Genomic DNA, 17,523 nt, shown 5'->3' on the forward strand with positions numbered 1-17,523 from the left:
CTAGATGCACTGTTCACTATCGATCATACAGCACAGCAGCAGGTGTCTATCGCGTCAAGATGCGGCGCTATAGGGGACACAAGGTCACCCCCGTTATTTCTTACTGCTTCGGTAATGCGAACGAGCTCTTCAAGGATACCGTCAAGTTGAACACAGGCTTGCCTGGTTCTGAGCTTCTCGGATCCACATTGAAGTACCCGTGACGGAAGAATTGGAACTTGTCATGCGGCTCCACATCCTTCATATTCGGCTCGATGAAGCCTTGCTCCACCACGAGAGAGTTCGGGTTAATGCGCTCCAAGAAGGATGCGGACTCGTCCTCTTCCTCTTGCTCATCAAGAATGAGCGGCTCGTACAATCGGAACTCAGCCGGAACTGCATGTGTAGCATCCACCCAGTGAAGGGTCCCTTTCACCTTACGGCCAGTAAACCCGCTTCCGCTCTTCGTCTCAGGGTCGTACGTACAATGGATCTCTACTACATTGCCGTTCTCATCCTTCACGAAGTCGTTGCATTTGATGAAGTAAGCATGCTTCAAGCGCACTTCATTGCCTGGGAACAGGCGGAAGTACTTGTTCGGCGGATTCTCCATGAAGTCATCTTGCTCAATGTAAATCTCGCGAGAAAATGGGATCTGACGAACGCCCATTTCCGGGTTCTCCGGATTTACTTCCGCATCCAGCCATTCTACTTGTCCCTCCGGATAGTTCGTAATGACGACCTTAAGCGGCTTCAATACGCCCATTGTCCGTGGCGCCTTCAGCTTCAAGTCTTCACGCAGGAAGTGCTCCAAATATTTAAAATCAATAACACCGCTCGACTTCGTTACCCCGATCTCGCGACAGAACGTACGGATCGACTCTGGTGTAAATCCACGGCGGCGAAGACCGGATACAGTCGGCATGCGCGGATCGTCCCAACCGTCTACAACATTCTCGTCTACGAGCAGCTTCAGCTTGCGCTTACTCATCACGGTATTCGTCAAGTTCAAGCGCCCGAATTCATACTGATGCGGTGTCTTCTCCATCTCGCTTTGCTCGACGACCCAGTCATACAACGGACGTTGATCCTCGAACTCAACCGTACAGATCGAGTGCGTTACGCCTTCAATTGCATCCTCAAGCGGATGTGCGAATGCATACATCGGATAGATGCACCAAGCATCGCCTGTATTATGATGGGTAGCGTGTGCGATACGGTAAATAACCGGGTCACGCAAGTTAATGTTCGGTGACGACATGTTGATTTTGGCACGAAGCACCTTCTCGCCGTTGCCAAATTCGCCAGCCCGCATACGAGCGAACAGATCAAGATTCTCTTCTACTGAACGCCCCCGGTACGGGCTGTTCTGTCCAGGCTCTGTGAGCGTACCGCGTGTCTCGCGAATTTGATCCGCAGACAGATCGTCTACGTACGCAAGCCCCTTCTTAATCAGCAATACTGCACGATTGTACATCTCTTCGAAGTAGTCAGACGCGAAAAAGAGTCCGTCCCACTTAAAGCCGAGCCACTCCACATCTTTCTTAATGGACTCGACGTATTCAGTATCTTCCTTCAGCGGATTCGTATCATCGAAGCGCAGATGCGCACGGCCTTTAAACTCACGTGCCAGCTCGAAGTTCAAGCATATCGACTTCGCGTGTCCGATATGCAAGTAGCCGTTCGGCTCAGGCGGAAACCGTGTAACGATATCGTTTACGCGGCCTTCCTTCAAGTCATCAACAATGATGTTGCGTATAAAGTTGGAGCTATGATTTGGATTCGGATTGTCCACCAGTCATCAACCTTTCTTTGCCCTAACACACTTTGTTAATAAATATACCCGTATCGTCCAGCGAGTTCAACACCGATTGTCCACTCCTCGCGTACTGCGAGTGCAAACTTGAACCCTCGAACACTTCTATCATCCAAGTACTATCCGATTACACCAGAAGATCGAACAGCGTCTTGTCTTTGTTCACCTCAATGTATTGGATGCCCCTCTTGTTCATCCGCTCAATGAGCGGCTCATAATCTTCCTTATACTTCAGCTCAATGCCGACAAGCGCAGACCCATTGTCCTTGTTATGCTTCTTATTATACTCGAAGCGCGTAATATCATCGTTCGGACCGAGCACATCCTGCAAGAACTCACGGAGAGCTCCTGCCCGCTGCGGGAAGTTCACCGTGAAGTAGTATTTCAGGCCTTCATAAATGAGAGAACGCTCTTTAATTTCCTGCATGCGATCAATATCGTTGTTGCCTCCGCTAATAACACATACGATATTTTTACCGCGAATCTGTTCTCGATACAGATCCAAGGCTGCAATCGGCAGGGAGCCCGCGGGTTCAACTACAATCGCATTCTCGTTATACAACTGAAGAATTGTCGTACAGGCCTTGCCTTCCGGTACCTGAATCACATCATCCAGCAGATTCGAGCAAATTTCATAAGGCAATTGTCCAACCCGCTTGACCGCAGCGCCATCGACGAACTTATCGATCGTATCCAGCGTAAGTACTTCCTTGCGTTCCAATGCAGCAGTCATCGACGCTGCTCCCTCTGGCTCCACACCGATGATGCGAGTTGTTGGACTAACGGTCTTCACATAGGTGCTTACCCCCGCCGCCAAGCCGCCACCGCCAATCGTTACGAACACATAGTCTGCCGCGCCTTCCAGCGACTCCATAATCTCCATGCCTACCGTTCCGTTGCCCGCCACGATATAAGGATCATCGAACGGATGGATGAACGTACTGCCCTTCTCGTCACAGATGTTCATAGCTGCCTCGTACGCATCGTCATACGTATCCCCAGTCAGCACGACATTGACATATGATCCACCGAAACGCTTCACCTGCGTTACTTTCTGGCTTGGCGTCGTGCTCGGCATTACGATCGTGCCTTGAATTTGCAGTGCTTGGCAGGAATAGGCGACTCCCTGCGCATGGTTGCCTGCGCTTGCACAGACAATACCGCGCTCAAGCTCCTCCTCCGTCAGGTGGCGAATCATGTTATAGGCGCCGCGAATCTTGAATGAGCGGACAATCTGCAAATCCTCACGCTTCAAGTACACGTTGCAGTCATACTTAGCGGACAATATGGGGTCACGCTGAAGCGGTGTCCGAACGATGACTTCTTTGAGCACGTGATGTGCACGAACGATATGTTCCATAGTAACTGCAGGTGCTGCTTGGGTCGTTTCCATTGTCGGTTCCTCGCTTTCGATCGAATATACGTATTTTGTACACAGTGATAATGAAAGTACAACCTCTACAAATAGAAAAAACTCATCCCTAAGAAGGGACGAGTTTGAGCTCGTGGTACCACCCTTGTTCTGCAGCTGTACATCGCTCCCTCTTCGGAAATCGACCTGTTCTGCTGCAGCGCTTGGCCGCGTATTCATCGCGAATCCGGGTAACGGTGGAACTGCCGTCCTTGCTTACTCACACATCTGTGCCCCGCAACCCCAAAGAATAGGAGGCGCACAGTTCGCATTCAGCAGGGAATCTCGGAGAGGATATTCGGCCATGTCAGCCATCGACTCGCACCACCCGTCGACTCTCTTCAGACTGCTTCATAGCGTACTCGTTCTCGTCATCAATTGTTGACCTGTCTTACAACTATTATCCCTATATTATGAACACGCGGCGTACCCAATGTCAATGGGCCGCCGCAGTTGTTCCGATATTCTATTCGAGCAAGATTCGTGTATGTCTGTTACGGACAAATAGAATCAGCATCTCTCGTATTGAAAAGCATTAGCCTTCCGTACCTGTCGTCCGCTGAAGCGAATCATTCGGTGATGGCTTGCGCGTAAGCAAGATTGGAAGCATCACGAGAATACCCAATATGAAGAGCACGGTTGCTACCTCATATATAAATACAATAGAAGTAAGCTGCTTAATACCTCCTGATAATGACATCGTCAGTACCATGGCACCCGTGAACATCGGGCTAAGAATACCATTAACGCGACCGATGAAATCACCTTCAGTATTTTGCAAAATCATCGTGTTAATCCCGATTTGAATGCAAGGCAAGAACAATCCACTGATGAACTGAGCAACCAGCGTCAGCCACAACTGCGTAGAGAGGCCTGCCATCAGCATGCCTCCGCTGCTCATCAGCATCCCGACAGCCAGCATGTGCTGCGGAAGCAGCTTCTTCGAAATGCCCATGGCTAGCGCACCGCCAATAAGCATTGCACCGCCGTTAACCATCACCAAGTAACTAAGATTCTCCTTCGGCAACCCAAGCCGTTCAGTTACAAGGAAGGCACCCATCGGTTGAATCAATCCAATTGCCAATCCAGCAAAAGCAAAACAACCGCCAAGCGGCTTCAATAGGCGACTCTTCATGACATAGCGGAAGCCTGCCGCCAGTTCCTGCGCCACATTCGTTTGCTTATGCTTCTCTTTGTCCTCTGCATGATCAGCAGGAAGGAACAGCAGTGCTACTGCTGACAGAATGAACGCAATCCCTGTAATCACAAGCGACACTTGTATCCCATAATGTTGGAAGATGGTCGTGCCGATTGCCGGACCTAGAACCATGAACAAGGCGACCATCGTCTGGAATATCGACATGCCGGCCTGCAGCATCTCCTCTGGTACGTGCTGCTTGAACAGCTTCATGGATGAAGGCTGCGAGAATTGAGACAAAATAGCTGAAATAAAGGTCGTGAAGAAAACGGCATGCCAATCTCCTAAGACGATCGTCCACATCACGGCGAACACAGACAAAGCACTTAGGAAGTCACACCATATCATGGTCCGCTTTGGACGCCACCGGTCTGCGAATGTTCCTCCGATAAAGGAAAAAATAAAGATAGGCGCAAACTCAGCTACGGATACCATTGAGACGGCGAACGGATCTCCATTCGTCATTTCCATGACAAACAAAAGGACAGCAAAGTTCCGTACCCATACCCCAATTTGCATAAATAGACCCGCAACCATAATCGCTTGGACAAAGCGATTGCGGAACAAACTAAAGACGGACTTGTTCTCGCCCGACTGTACATTCCCAGATTGTGCATGAGTCATAGACAACTCTCCCTCCACATATAACAAATAGCAGTTCATTTATCTCTAATTTGACATGAACTTTATTAGTGTATAGTAATCAGGCAAAGATCACATCAGTTCGAAGACGGATATTATTAGTAATTTTTGTAAAGAACACATCGTACGTTAAAAATACAAAGAGGTTGAGCGCTACAGGAAATGATTGTACGTTGCCATGGTAAAGTGGTAATGTTTTAATTAGGTATCATAGTGACGCAAACGTAAAGTTGAAATAAAGGTGGCATCAGACGATGAATGCAGTACTACTATCATTGGCAATATTATTCGGATTAAGTATGCTTCGCGTACATGTTGTACTTGCGATGCTGACAGCTACTGTTGTAGGCGGGCTAGCAGGAGGCCTTAGCATATCTCGCGTACTCGATGTCTTCGGAGAAGGACTGAAAGACAATGCCGGAATTGCTCTAAGCTACGCACTGCTGGGGGCATTCGCCGCTGGCTTGACGGAAACAGGATTGCCGGACAAGCTGGTGCGCGGCGCGGTAAGCTTAGTACAGGGAAAGGATAGCACGAAGGCTCCTCGTGCCGCTGCACGGTATCTCGTGTTGGCCGCCATTGCACTCATTGCTTGCATGTCGCAAAATGCTGTTCCCGTGCATATCGCCTTCATTCCCGTGCTCATTCCACCGCTGCTCGTGCTGTTCAATTCACTGCACATCGATCGGAGAGCCGTTGCATGCGCGCTTACATTCGGTCTTATTACACCATACATGCTTCTGCCTGTTGGATTCGGGGCAATCTTCCACGACACCGTAGCAGGCAATATAACCAAGAATGGCCTTGCAGTCGATGCATCACTGCTCCCACGAGCCATGCTGATTCCGGCTGTTGGTATGGTGATCGGACTTATTGTCTCACTTGCAATCTCTTATCGCAAGCCACGTCAATACACAACAATAGAAGGAACAACGCAGTCTGGATCTTCTCCCATTCCAGGTCAAGACGGAGTGACAAACAAGTGGGCAGCTTGGTCAGGACTCGCTGCTATCGCGGCAATGCTGACGGTACAGCTCAGCACGGGATCTATGATCTATGGGGCGGCAGCCGGATTGGCAATCCTCATCCTATCACGTGTCATTCCATGGAGCAGAGCAGATCGTGTCCTAACAGACGGCATGCGGTCGATGGCCTATATTGGCTTCGTCATGATGTCAGCCTCTGGCTTCGGCGCTGTACTGCGAGATACGGGACATATTGAGACACTTGTGCGGGCTTCAGTGGAGGCAGTTGGCGACAACCGAGCAATAGCTGCGCTGTTAATGCTTGCGATCGGTCTGCTTGTTACACTTGGCATCGGTTCCTCATTCTCCACCATTCCGATTATCGCCACTGTATTCGTGCCGCTGTGCATCGGACTAGGATTCAGCCCGCTAGCCACTGTTGCCCTTATCGGAACAGCAGGTGCACTGGGTGATGCTGGTTCACCTGCCTCGGACAGTACACTTGGTCCTACGGCCGGCTTGAACGCAGATGGGCAGCACGATCATATTTGGGATACCTGCGTGCCAACTTTCCTCCATTACAATGTGCCGCTGCTTGTCGCAGGCTTCATTGCTGCAATGGTGTTGTAATTGATTGTAAAACATCATGCGGCAGGCTGCTGCATGGTACCACCACCTCATAAAAGCAAGGGATTGTCTGTGCTTCGTCGGAGCATTGACTCGTATGGACAATCCCCTGTTAAGTACCCATAAATACGCCATCTACATAAATCAGCGAATTCCTATCTACAATCATCTATCCTTATTGACTAAGCTAAGCAGCATGCTTGCTGCATCAACATGTGTCCTTTCTACCTTTATACCCCGTAACAGCGCTGCGCATTCGCACGCAGCAGCCTCGAAGCTTCCAATATGTCCATACCTTGCAGCGCAGCCCACTCGATGGCAACATCGCGCGCCATAATGGGCATCGTATGTCGGCCTGTATATGTCCCTTCGAATGGCCACGGCCCATCCGTTTCCGTCATCACCTGCTCCACTGGATACTGTCTGGCCAACGCGCGGATCTCATCTTCATAATGGATATCTGGCGTAAATGAGATGAAATAACCGTTGTCAGCCATGCGGGATATCGTCTTCCCATCTCCTTTGAACCAGTGAAAATGCGCGCGACGCACACTATATCGCTCAAGTAAATCAACGACAATCGGTGCGTCATCGTATACGGCGTGAAGCACAATTGGCAAATCCCATGCAGCAGCCCGCTCTACAAACAATTCAAGCAGCTCTATATAGGGCAAGCGGTCAAATGAGTCGCCGCGCTTCTGCGACTCCTCCCGCATATAATACGGCAAACCAACCTCACCAATGGCAATCATGCTCTTCTTATGCAGCTCAAGCCAAGCCAGCAGCCCTTCCTGCTCGTCAGCACTTGGAAGTGCTTGCTCAGGATGGAATCCGTATGCAGGGAGTACCTTGCCGGGATAACGATTCGCCCATTGCTCGGTGTGGTGGCAAGAGGCAAGATTCATAGACACCGCAATCACATAATCCAAGTATGGATGGTTTAGTGACGCTTCCAGTTCTGCGACTGCTGCTTGCTTATATCCATCAATATGCATATGTGCATCCACAACATGCACTTCATATTCGTTCATTGTGTTCAACCCCCATCTCAAAAAACGCCGCAGGCGTCACGTCTTAGACGAGTATCCTGCGGCGATTCACTTCAAAGGCTACGGCCTTGCTTTCTTTACATTTCTCCGGCTCTCAATTTACTTGCCTCATTCGAATTTCCGCCACGACCCTGACCTTGATCCCCTCGAATCATCCGAGCATTCCCCATAAGCGCAATACACACAAGCGCACATGCTACTGGGATGAGGGCCCATTGGAAGGTGCTAGCAATCGAGTCCGCGAGAGCTGTTGTCAGACCTCGGGCCACTTCAGGTGGAAGATCGCCCATCTGCCCGCTCATTAGTGTCTCGGGTTTAAGCTCCATCGCTGCACTGCCCGCAGGCATTACCTCCTGTAAACGCCCTTGGAACATATGCGACTGGATCGTACCGAACAAGGTGATACCAATCGTCATCCCAAGCGAGCGTGAGAAGGAAGCGGTCGAGTTCGCTGCGCCACGCTGATGAAACTCCATGCCGTGCATAGAGGACATGCTGAGCAAGGAGAAGGAGAAGCCGACACCAAGTCCCGTTAAGACCATATACAGCGTCAACAACGTACGCGGTGTATCTGTCGAAATCGTACTGAGCGCGAACATACCGCCGATGAAGAAAATACCGGATACGATCATCAAACTGCGGTAGCTGCGCTTCGCAACCATAATACCAGCAATCGAACTCGTCACAACGGAACCGATCATCATCGGTGTCAAGACGAGACCACTATCTGTTGCCGAGCCTCCATATACCCACTGGACAAACAGCGGGATATATACGGTAGCAATCACGAACGACACCCCGTAGAAGAAGCCGACACCCTGGCTTGCCGCAAACAAGCGGCGCTTGAACAGATTGAACGAAATAATCGGTTCCTGCACCCGTGTCTCAATGATCAAGAAGGCGATCAAGAACACAAGGAATATCGCAAATAGACTTATAATAACTGTTGAATCCCAAGCGTACTCTTTGCCTCCAAGCTCAAGCGCGAACATAAAGCTGACGATTGCAACGACGAGTGTAATGGCTCCGCCCCAGTCAATGCGCTGCTTCTTGGTCGTAGTCTTCTCCTTATAGAACTGCATAATGAACCATAGGGAGATAAGGCCAAGCGGCAAGTTGATGTAGAATACCCACTCCCAACCGATATATTGGGTAATGTATGCGCCAAGCAGAGGGCCCGCCACACTCGATACTCCGAACACCGCACCAAATAGCCCCGTCATCTTACCCCGCTTCTCAGGCGGGAACACATCGAAAATAATCGTAAACGCGATCGGCATGACGGCACCGCCGCCAATCCCTTGAATCGCACGGTAAATTGCAAGCTGAATCATGCTGTCCGCTGTTCCGCACAGCGCACTGCCGACCAAGAAGACGAGCAAACCAAACACATAGAACCGTTTGCGGCCATACATGTCGGACAGCTTTCCGAAAATCGGCATCCCTGCCATTGTCGCTACCATGTAGGCTGACGTCACCCACACGTACAAATTAAAGCCGCCCATCTCGCCTACAATCGTTGGCATCGCCGTTGCAACAATCGTATTGTCCATGGCTGCCATCAGGATACCAAGCAGCAGGCCGGCAACGACCATCCGCAGATTGCTTTCTTTCGTAATCATTTGAATTCATTCCTCCTCAGGACACACCGTCATCTCTATACAGCAATGCACAGAGTTGCGGCTATCCATGTCTAACGAGATTTAATTATAATCTTTGCCTCTAACTTTTTCCACCAGAAAATGAACAGCGGGTCATTCCAGGCAGCGGGCAGGATACATATATAAGATTTGAGATGGATAGATAATAAGGGATTAGAAAGGGCTGCATCTCATCTCTATATTCTCCCCAAAAAAAGCTGCCTCTTATTAAGAGACAGCTTCACGCTTCAACGTATAGGAGATGAAGATTGTATACTACGCAGCAGATCGGACAGTTCGCGCTTCATGCGGACGAACTCGGCCTCAGAAGCCAGCGCTTCCGTTCGCGGCCGCGCGAACGGAACAGTAACTCGCTCTAACACTTGCGCGGGGCGGTTGGATAGTACATATATCGTATCTGACAGCAGCAGCGCTTCCTCAATGCTGTGTGTAATGAACAGCACCGAGCGGCGATTGCGTTCCCACAGGTCAATGAGCCAGCGCTGCATATCACTGCGTGTTAGCGCGTCAAGTGCACTGAACGGCTCATCAAGCAGCATCAGCTCATGGGGGCTCATCATTGCGCGTAGGAAGGCGACACGCTGCTGCATGCCACCGGACAGCTCATGCGGATACGAGCGTTCATAACCCGTCAATCCAACATTGCTTAGCCAGCGGCGCGCTTGCTCCCGCGCCTCCTTCTTCGGCTTGCCTGCAATTTCTGGAGCGAGGATAACATTGTCCTCCACCGTTCTCCATGGGAACAACGCGGGCTGCTGCGGCATATAGCTGATATGGCCTGTCTGACCAACCACGTTCTGCCCATGGACGAGAATATCCCCTTCTGATGGACGAAGCAGACCGCCAATGAGATGGAACAGTGTGCTCTTCCCCGATCCGGATGGGCCAATAATTGAGACGAACTCTCCTGCTTGCACCGTAATGGATACTTGATCGAGCACATGAAGCCGTCCCGCTCGACCGTCAAATGACATGCTGACATCACGCAGCTCAAGAGCGGCCTGCTTCTGTACTGCCTCATGCTGATGCACATGATCAGCATCTCGCTGGGCAACTGGCTGTTGTTCGTTTGTTGTGATCATCTTTAACGCTCCCCCTTCACCCCTGTTTATTGTCACGGCGCCAATGAATGAGCAGCCGTTCCAATGCACATACGAGGCCGAACATGGCCAAGCTCAATAGAATGACAACTGCGATTGCCACGAACATGCGATCCGTGCGATAGGCTGCTTTTTGCAGTACCATGTAGTAGCCGATCCCTTTGTCCGTCCCGAGCCACTCGGAAATAATCGCACTCATCACGCTATACGTCCCTGCTATTTTCAAGCCTGAGAAGACAGATGGAAGTGCATGGGGCAGCTCCAGCTTCCAGAACAGCTGCGACCGGCTCGCGCCCGCCATACGCATATAATTCATCATCGTGCGGTCTGTCTGGGCAAGACCATCCAGGGTAGCCACGCATACGGGGAAGAAGCATACCAGCGTAATGGTGACAATCTTCGGCATGAGACCGAAGCCGAACCAGATCATCAGCAGCGGCAGCAGCGCAATCGTCGGGATATTCTGACTGACTATGACAAGCGGATAGATCGCCCGCTTCAGCCACGGCATCGGATGAAGCGAACAAGCCAGCAGCAGGCCGACAGCGGTGCCTACACAGAAACCAATGAGCGTCAATTGAACAGAAGCCCATGTATGCATAAGCAGACCGCCACCATTGCTTACGGCCTCTTGTACAATATCGAGCGGACTGGGCAGCATCCACTTCTCAATGCCTGACACCATTACTCCTGCCTGCCATATGGCGAGGAATATGATAAATGCAATGATCGGAGGACCGATCTTCGCGATTCGACGTCCACTCATGGCCGGTACTTCACCGTCAATTCATCCATCGTAATGCCGGAAGGCTTATACACAATCTTTACTTGCGACAATACATTGATGCTTCCCATCTCAATCATGGCCTTGTTCATATCCTCAATAATACGGAAGAGTTCACTAAGTTCGCCTTCCATCGTTGTCTCCAGTGGATTTACCTGATATTTCACACCCGATGCTTGAATGACTTCGATTGCACGATCTACATAGGGAATTACGTCTTCCCCATTTTTCGTCTTCGGAATGATCTGAATGCTTACTAAACTGTTCGCCATCTTGCTTCTCCTCCTCTTTCTCAATCCTCATGTAATGATCAACTTGTAACGGTCTTGGTGACGATTATCTCGTATCGATATCCTATAACGATATACACAGGTAACGATATACAGCAAAAGGGCGCATATGCGCCCATTGCCTATTCCTATAACCGTATAGGCTTATGAAGCTGGCAAGAAGTCATTCGTAAACGCCTTGTCTACATCGATGCTCTTATCCATTAATTTGTTCTCCACGAGCCAATTCATGTAATTTGCCCATACGTCACGCTTTTGCTCGCCCCAGCGAGGTGCATCGTCTTTATACTTCGGACTGAGCCATTTCTGGCTTGCGATAACCAGGTCTTTGTTCAAATCCGGCACAGCTTTAAGCAGCAGGTTGGCTGCATCTTCCGGATTGTCAATCGCATATTGATAGCCCTTGGACGTAGCACGCATGAATGCCTTAATCAATTCAGGATCTTCCTTGATCAGCTTCTCGCTTGTCGAAAGAACCGGCGTATAATAGTCGAGTTCCTTCGCATATTGATTGACGTACAGCATATCAATCGGCTCACCGCGAAGCTCTGCTTCAATACCTGTCCAAGCGTAAAAGATCCACGCGAAATCAATATCCTTCTTCACGGCTGTAAAGTAATCGGCATTGCCCATGTTGACGCTCTTCAGCTTGCTATAGTCGCCGCCGTCCTTTTCCATAATCGTGCGGATAATCATCTCCTCAACCGGAGAACCCCAGCCGCCATACGTTTTGCCTTCAAAGTCCTTAGGTGACTTGATGTTCTTGTCCTTCGGCGCGGCAAAGCCTGATGTATTATGCTGAATGATCGCACCAATCGACACGATCGGAACATTTTGTTGTCGAGCCATCGTAATACTTTCCTGAACACTAACACCGAATTGCGCTTCTCCCGATGCGATCATCGCATCTGATGCGCCAGTACTCGGCTGCAATATCTCGACATTCAGACCTTCTTCCTCATAGTAGCCCTTCTCCTTGGCTACATACAAGCCGGTATGATTCGTATTTGGCGTCCAATCAAGCACAATCTTAACATCGCGCTTCTCCTTCGCTTTATCCGTTCCTTGCTCCTGTGCCGTGTTCCCCTCTGTCTGGCTCCCTTGTCCTGCTTCCTGACCCTTGCCGCCGCAAGCAGCGAGCGCAAATGTCATCATGATAACGAGCGCCAGCATCAACCCTCGTGTAAAGCGTGTCCGTTGCATATGATGAATCCCCCTTCTCTTCCTTCCCTCACTAGTGGAGAGCCGATCATGAATTTAGAAAGTGCTTCGATAACGCCTGCCGCATTCACCAGTTGGACGATCCGCTCGATCGTATATGTATGGATGAGCAAGTTCCCGTCCCGCCGTCCTGCAACACGATTCAGATCCACAAAAAAAAGCGCCCCCTCTGGGACGCTTTGTGTGCCGTTCTACGCGTATATGCGAATGTGCATCATACGATGAATCACGTCAATAAGGTCATCCGGCATTCGTTCATCCGTACAGCAATTATGTCCATTCTGCCCAAAGCAGCGCACATTCATGCAGAGCATGACGAATAAGCAAGCAACCTAATTATAACAATAATGACGCGGTTCAACGTCTTTCCTACGCTGGCATTACCCAGATCAGGTGTAAGGGTCGGTATCTTAATGGGATACAATCTCAGCCGGCCAAATTCCAGCACCCCTAGCGTGCATATGCAGTTATCGAAGCTACCATATTACACGGGTAATTATAGTCCTCATCCATCAGAAAGTCCAGTGACAAACAGAAATTGCAAAGTGTCCGCTGATCATTGGGGCAATGCTTATATCTCCCATCAACTTCGTTATTCGTATGCTTTATGACAGCAGATTGCTCATATTCACTAGATTCCTGTCGAAAAAAGTTCCATGTGAAACAAGGGACAATCTTCCATTTTAACTCAAAATAATTACCTCATTGATTTCTTGGCGTAGAGGATGTCTGTATGATACGATCGCCAAAATCGTGATTGCATTCGGCCTGCTGCTTGGCTGCTTCGTGCTGCTGTGGCTGGAGCATTCCCTGCCTCATATGGATTTGGAGAATCCGAATCAACGAATTCGCATCAATATCGAACAGAAATCATTCCTTATCATTGCGGCCATCACCCTTGATTGACGGACTGGTTCTAGGCATAATGCTTCTAGACAAAATGCTTCTAGACAATGGTGACCATACTAGAGTACATATACAAAAGACCCCAACACCATATCGGTATCGGGGTCTTCTTTATATAATGAAGTTAGAGCCGCTTTACTAAGTCAACCAATGTGCGCTCCCTACTTCGCTTGCTGCCCTTCCACATCTCCACGAACAGGGAAGCTTCTAGCCCAATATAGAACTGGTGTCGACAACACCGAGATGATGAGCTTAATGACATAAGTAGTAATAAAGATTTGGAACCATACATCCCAAGGCACCATGCCAGCAAACGCAATCGTACAAAATACGAGCGAATCCGCCATTTGGCTAATTCCTGTACTACCATTGCTTCGAATCCACAATTGGCCTGCCTTCGGGTATCGTTCCTTCACCCAACTAAAGAGCTTCACATCTAAGAACTGACTGACGAAATACGCGGTCAAGCTTGCTACGACAAGGCGCGGCATCAAATCAAAAATATTCGACAGCGATGCTTGTGCCGTACGCGCCATATCAGAAGCCTCAGGCGTAAAGCGAAGAGCCATCTGCATAATAATCGTCGTCATAATCAACGTGAAGAATCCGAACCACACTGCGCGCTTCGCTTCCTTACGGCCGAACTTTTCATTCAACAGATCCGTTGTCAAGAACAGCGTTGCATTCGCCGTGTTGCCAAGTGTCATGACAATGCCGAACATCTCAATCGTCTTGCCAACTTGGATATTAGCGATGACCGTCATTACACCAATCCAAGCATATAGTCCCGACTTGCCAAATGCCCGGTAGCAAATCAAGAAGAAGGCAAAGTTCGCAAGGACGAACAGAATGCCCCAAGTAAAGTTGAACATATAATAAAATTCCTCCCTAGTTTTGATTACGCGGGATGGTTACGAACCGCGGCGCTTAGGCGCAAGCCATAACTTTACCATATGCATATCGTTCATGCCAATAGAAAAATATCACTGAACAGCGATGCAATTATCCCTTATATTAAGTGGAAGCAATTATTTTACATGGATGGATGAACGTTACCGATGCCCCTCTCGTATATTGTGAGCGATATGGAGGGAATATATTGTCATACATAGCCGCATCGTCAATGCCAGCTAATAAACAGTCGTGGAAAAAGTTTGGTTTAGTTAAAGATTTACCCTTTATGTGTGATATATATCACATTAAATAGAGGGAGTTAATGTTAAAATGACATTGTAAATCGGTTAGTTATAATTTTCACAAAGTAATTTTGAACTAAAGAAAAGGTGGGGACTCTTTATGAAAAAGAAACTTGTACTGTTACTATCCGCAGTATTGGTAGTAGGTATGTTGGCTGGTTGTGGAGATAAGAAAGAAGAAGCTGCAAAACAACCTGAAACAAACACATCAACAGAAGCGAATAAAGACGCTGCTCAAGTAACATTGAAAGACGGCGACTTCCATGCAGAATCTCCTGATTTCGATGAGAAATCCGGTTGGAAAGAAACAATGGACATCACAGTTAAAGACGGCAAAATCACAGCTGTAAACTGGGATGGCGTTCATAAAGATGGCGGAGATTCCAAGAAAAAGCAATCTCAAGACGGCAAATACGGTATGAAAGCTGGCGGTGCTTCTTCCGAATGGCACGAGCAAGCTGAAAAAATGGAGCAAGAACTTATCGCTAAGCAAGATCCAGCTGCGATCGCTGTAAACAACGAAGGTAAAACAGACGCTGTATCCGGCGTATCCATCCACGTTGGCAGCTTCGTGAAACTTGCTCAAGAAGCACTGGCTAACGCGAAGTAAGATAAGTCTACTCCTTCCTTGATCACATAGAGATAACACGGAAGCTCCGCAGTAGGAAAGCAAAATGGGCACAAGCAGCGTATGAATGCTTGAGAGCCATATATCGCTTTTTTATTCGCGGAGCTCCCTTGTTCGCATTAGATAGTTCAATTTTTAAATATCGACAAATAAGCATTACAACGGGGTGAAACCATGAAAGAGATCGTTGTATTGGGCGGCGGTTATGGTGGCGTACTGACAGCGAAAAAGCTGGCGAAGCGTCTGAAGAAAGACAAAGACATTCGCATTACGCTCATCGACCGTAAACCTTTCCATACGATGATGACGGAGCTGCACGAGGTTGCAGCATGCCGCGTCGAAGAAGAAGCAATCAAAATGGACCTGAAGCAAATCTTTGCAGGTCTGAAAGTAGACGTTGTGCTGGATGAGATCGAGAACATTGATTTCAACGGACAGAAGCTGCATGGCAGAAAGAAATCCTACAATTACGACCATCTTGTTATCGGTACAGGTTGTAAGCCATCCTTCTTCGGTATCGAGGGTGCAGAAGAGAATTCCTTCTCCCTCTGGTCGTTCGAGGATGCAGTTAAACTGAAACAACAAATTCGTCAAATGTTCATGGACGGGACGAAGATTTCAGATCCAGAGCTGCGCAAGCAAATGCTTACATTCGTCGTTGTTGGCGCCGGCTTCACTGGTGTCGAAATGGTCGGCGAATTGGCGGAATATCGCGAAGAGCTGTGCCATGAGTTCCATGTGGACGAATCTGAGGTTCGCCTCGTCGTAGCAGATATGGCTCCGAAAATCCTGCCAATCCTGCCGCAAAAGCTCATTGACAAAGCGGACAAGTATCTCCGCAAAATGAAAGTTGAAATTATCACAGGTGCGAAGATTTCCGGCGTTACGCCGAATTCCGTTGTCCTTGGCGATAATGAAATCAAATCGAGCACGGTTATCTGGACTGCTGGTGTCGAAGGTTCTGACCTTGTAGGCAACCTCGATGTTCAGCAGCAAGGACGCAAGCGCATTTTGACAAATGACAAATTGCAGTCCGTTGATCACAAAAATGTGTATGTTGTCGGCGACAACATCTTCTATATTCCCGAAGGCGAAGAGCGTCCTGTACCGCAAATGGTTGAGAACGCCGAGCACTCTGCTGGTCTTATCGCACATAATATCGTGGCTGACTTGAAGAATGGCACACATAAGTCGTATAAGCCAACCTTCCACGGTACGATGGTATGTATCGGTGGACGCTACGGGGTAGCCGCTATCGGCACGCCGAAGAAAATGTTCCACTTCACTGGCTTCATGGCCATGTTCTTCAAGCATATGATTAATATTGTGTACTTCTTGCAAGTACTTGGCTTCCATAAGATCTGGTCTTACATGATGCACGAATTCTTCCATGTGAAGAATCGCCGCAGCTTCGTCGGTGGACATTTTGCTAAGCGTTCCCCGAATTTCTGGCTTGTTCCGCTTCGGATCTATATCGGTTTCATGTGGTTATCCCAAGGTTGGGAGAAGGCATCGAAATTGCTGAAGGATCCTTCGCAGATGTTCCTCATCCCGCCTAAGGCGATGGATGGTGTGACTGCAGCTTCTCAAGCGGTTGATGCAGTTCATACAACGGTTGACGCACAAACAGCAGCATCCGCTGTTGAAGGTGCAAGTACGGCTATCAAGGCGATTCCAGTGCCTGATTTCGTCAAGGGCATTGTCGATTGGTCGATGGATTTGATGTTCTATACAAACGATGGCGGCTATACAGCAATGGCTTACATCTTCCAAGGCTGCATGGTTGCAGCTGAGGTTATCTTCGGTATTATGTTGATCTTGGGCTTGTTCACAGCGATCGCATCGATCGGAACTGTTGCGATGGGCGTCATGATCTACACGTCCGGTATGGCTCCTTATGAAATGTTCTGGTACTTCTTCGGCGGCATCGCGCTTATCGGCGGTTCCGGCAGCACGTTCGGTCTGGACTACTACCTGTATCCACGCCTGAAGCGCATTTGGAAGAAGATTCCGTTCGTGAAGCGCTGGTACCTGTATACGGATTAATTGC

15 protein-coding genes, 1 riboswitch and 1 other annotated feature are annotated in these 17,523 nt (G+C 49.0%); of the genes, 4 read left to right on the forward strand and 11 right to left on the reverse strand.

The genetic code is table 11. The features are described from left to right. Nucleotides 1-100: 100 nt before the first annotated feature. The 3 genes from M3661_RS00855 to M3661_RS00865 all read right to left on the reverse strand — a co-directional run bounded on the left by M3661_RS00855 (nucleotide 101) and on the right by M3661_RS00865 (nucleotide 5,028). Nucleotides 101-1,774, reverse strand: coding sequence for a glutamine--tRNA ligase/YqeY domain fusion protein (locus M3661_RS00855; protein ID WP_251481353.1), 1,674 nt, complete (start codon nucleotides 1,772-1,774; stop codon nucleotides 101-103). A 148-nt stretch (nucleotides 1,775-1,922) separates the two neighbouring features. Then, nucleotides 1,923-3,188, reverse strand: coding sequence for a threonine ammonia-lyase IlvA (gene ilvA / locus M3661_RS00860; RefSeq protein ID WP_021257234.1), 1,266 nt, complete (start codon nucleotides 3,186-3,188; stop codon nucleotides 1,923-1,925). 91 nt (nucleotides 3,189-3,279) lie between these two features. Next, nucleotides 3,280-3,590: a binding site (T-box leader), on the reverse strand. A 151-nt stretch (nucleotides 3,591-3,741) separates the two neighbouring features. Then, complete coding sequence (locus M3661_RS00865) at nucleotides 3,742-5,028, reverse strand: MFS transporter (protein WP_021257235.1); 1,287 nt, start codon at nucleotides 5,026-5,028, stop codon at nucleotides 3,742-3,744. Between the two features lie 272 nt (nucleotides 5,029-5,300). On the opposite strand from M3661_RS00865, the gene M3661_RS00870 reads away from it, so the two are divergent. Further along, a complete protein-coding gene (locus M3661_RS00870) occupies nucleotides 5,301-6,641 on the forward strand; it encodes a Na+/H+ antiporter family protein (protein WP_251481356.1) in 1,341 nt (446 codons plus the stop codon). A 227-nt stretch (nucleotides 6,642-6,868) separates the two neighbouring features. On the opposite strand, the gene M3661_RS00875 is transcribed toward M3661_RS00870, so the two are convergent. The 7 genes from M3661_RS00875 to M3661_RS00905 all read right to left on the reverse strand — a co-directional run bounded on the left by M3661_RS00875 (nucleotide 6,869) and on the right by M3661_RS00905 (nucleotide 12,895). Further along, nucleotides 6,869-7,669 (reverse strand): TatD family hydrolase, encoded by an 801-nt coding sequence (locus M3661_RS00875; protein ID WP_251481359.1) that lies wholly within the window; start codon nucleotides 7,667-7,669, stop codon nucleotides 6,869-6,871. Between the two features lie 95 nt (nucleotides 7,670-7,764). Beyond that, nucleotides 7,765-9,309: an MDR family MFS transporter gene (locus M3661_RS00880; RefSeq protein WP_065293888.1), complete on the reverse strand. Its 1,545-nt coding sequence runs from the start codon at nucleotides 9,307-9,309 to the stop codon at nucleotides 7,765-7,767. Nucleotides 9,310-9,575: 266 nt separating this feature from the next. Then, the gene (locus M3661_RS00885; protein ID WP_065293887.1) at nucleotides 9,576-10,430 is read right to left on the reverse strand and encodes an ABC transporter ATP-binding protein; all 855 of its coding nucleotides are present in this window, start codon (nucleotides 10,428-10,430) and stop codon (nucleotides 9,576-9,578) included. A gap of 16 nt (nucleotides 10,431-10,446) precedes the next feature. Beyond that, nucleotides 10,447-11,214, reverse strand: a complete 768-nt coding sequence (locus M3661_RS00890) for an ABC transporter permease (RefSeq protein ID WP_065293886.1) — start codon at nucleotides 11,212-11,214, stop codon at nucleotides 10,447-10,449. Continuing rightward, the gene (locus M3661_RS00895; RefSeq protein ID WP_065293885.1) at nucleotides 11,211-11,504 is read right to left on the reverse strand and encodes a thiamine-binding protein; all 294 of its coding nucleotides are present in this window, start codon (nucleotides 11,502-11,504) and stop codon (nucleotides 11,211-11,213) included. Before M3661_RS00895 ends, M3661_RS00890 begins: the two co-directional genes overlap by 4 nt. A gap of 162 nt (nucleotides 11,505-11,666) precedes the next feature. Then, entirely contained in the window at nucleotides 11,667-12,725 is a 1,059-nt protein-coding gene (locus tag M3661_RS00900; protein WP_251481361.1) for an ABC transporter substrate-binding protein, read from the reverse strand. Then, nucleotides 12,695-12,895, reverse strand: a complete 201-nt coding sequence (locus tag M3661_RS00905) for a hypothetical protein (protein WP_065293883.1) — start codon at nucleotides 12,893-12,895, stop codon at nucleotides 12,695-12,697. The genes M3661_RS00900 and M3661_RS00905 overlap by 31 nt, the downstream gene beginning before the upstream one ends. Before the next feature lie 196 nt (nucleotides 12,896-13,091). Then, nucleotides 13,092-13,205, reverse strand: a riboswitch (TPP riboswitch). A 291-nt stretch (nucleotides 13,206-13,496) separates the two neighbouring features. On the opposite strand from M3661_RS00905, the gene M3661_RS00910 reads away from it, so the two are divergent. Next, a complete protein-coding gene (locus tag M3661_RS00910) occupies nucleotides 13,497-13,649 on the forward strand; it encodes a hypothetical protein (protein ID WP_175400626.1) in 153 nt (50 codons plus the stop codon). 161 nt (nucleotides 13,650-13,810) lie between these two features. Here M3661_RS00910 and M3661_RS00915 read toward each other — a convergent pair whose 3' ends face one another. Next, nucleotides 13,811-14,521 (reverse strand): queuosine precursor transporter, encoded by a 711-nt coding sequence (locus M3661_RS00915; RefSeq protein ID WP_251481365.1) that lies wholly within the window; start codon nucleotides 14,519-14,521, stop codon nucleotides 13,811-13,813. Nucleotides 14,522-14,945: 424 nt separating this feature from the next. On the opposite strand from M3661_RS00915, the gene M3661_RS00920 reads away from it, so the two are divergent. After that, entirely contained in the window at nucleotides 14,946-15,455 is a 510-nt protein-coding gene (locus tag M3661_RS00920; protein WP_072729114.1) for an FMN-binding protein, read from the forward strand. A 192-nt stretch (nucleotides 15,456-15,647) separates the two neighbouring features. Beyond that, the gene (locus tag M3661_RS00925) at nucleotides 15,648-17,519 is read left to right on the forward strand and encodes an FAD-dependent oxidoreductase (RefSeq protein WP_028533364.1); all 1,872 of its coding nucleotides are present in this window, start codon (nucleotides 15,648-15,650) and stop codon (nucleotides 17,517-17,519) included. Nucleotides 17,520-17,523 lie beyond the last annotated feature (4 nt).

The sequence above is a fragment of the Paenibacillus sp. MER 180 genome (assembly GCF_023713665.1).
GTDB lineage: Bacteria > Bacillota > Bacilli > Paenibacillales > Paenibacillaceae > Paenibacillus_B > Paenibacillus_B suaedae.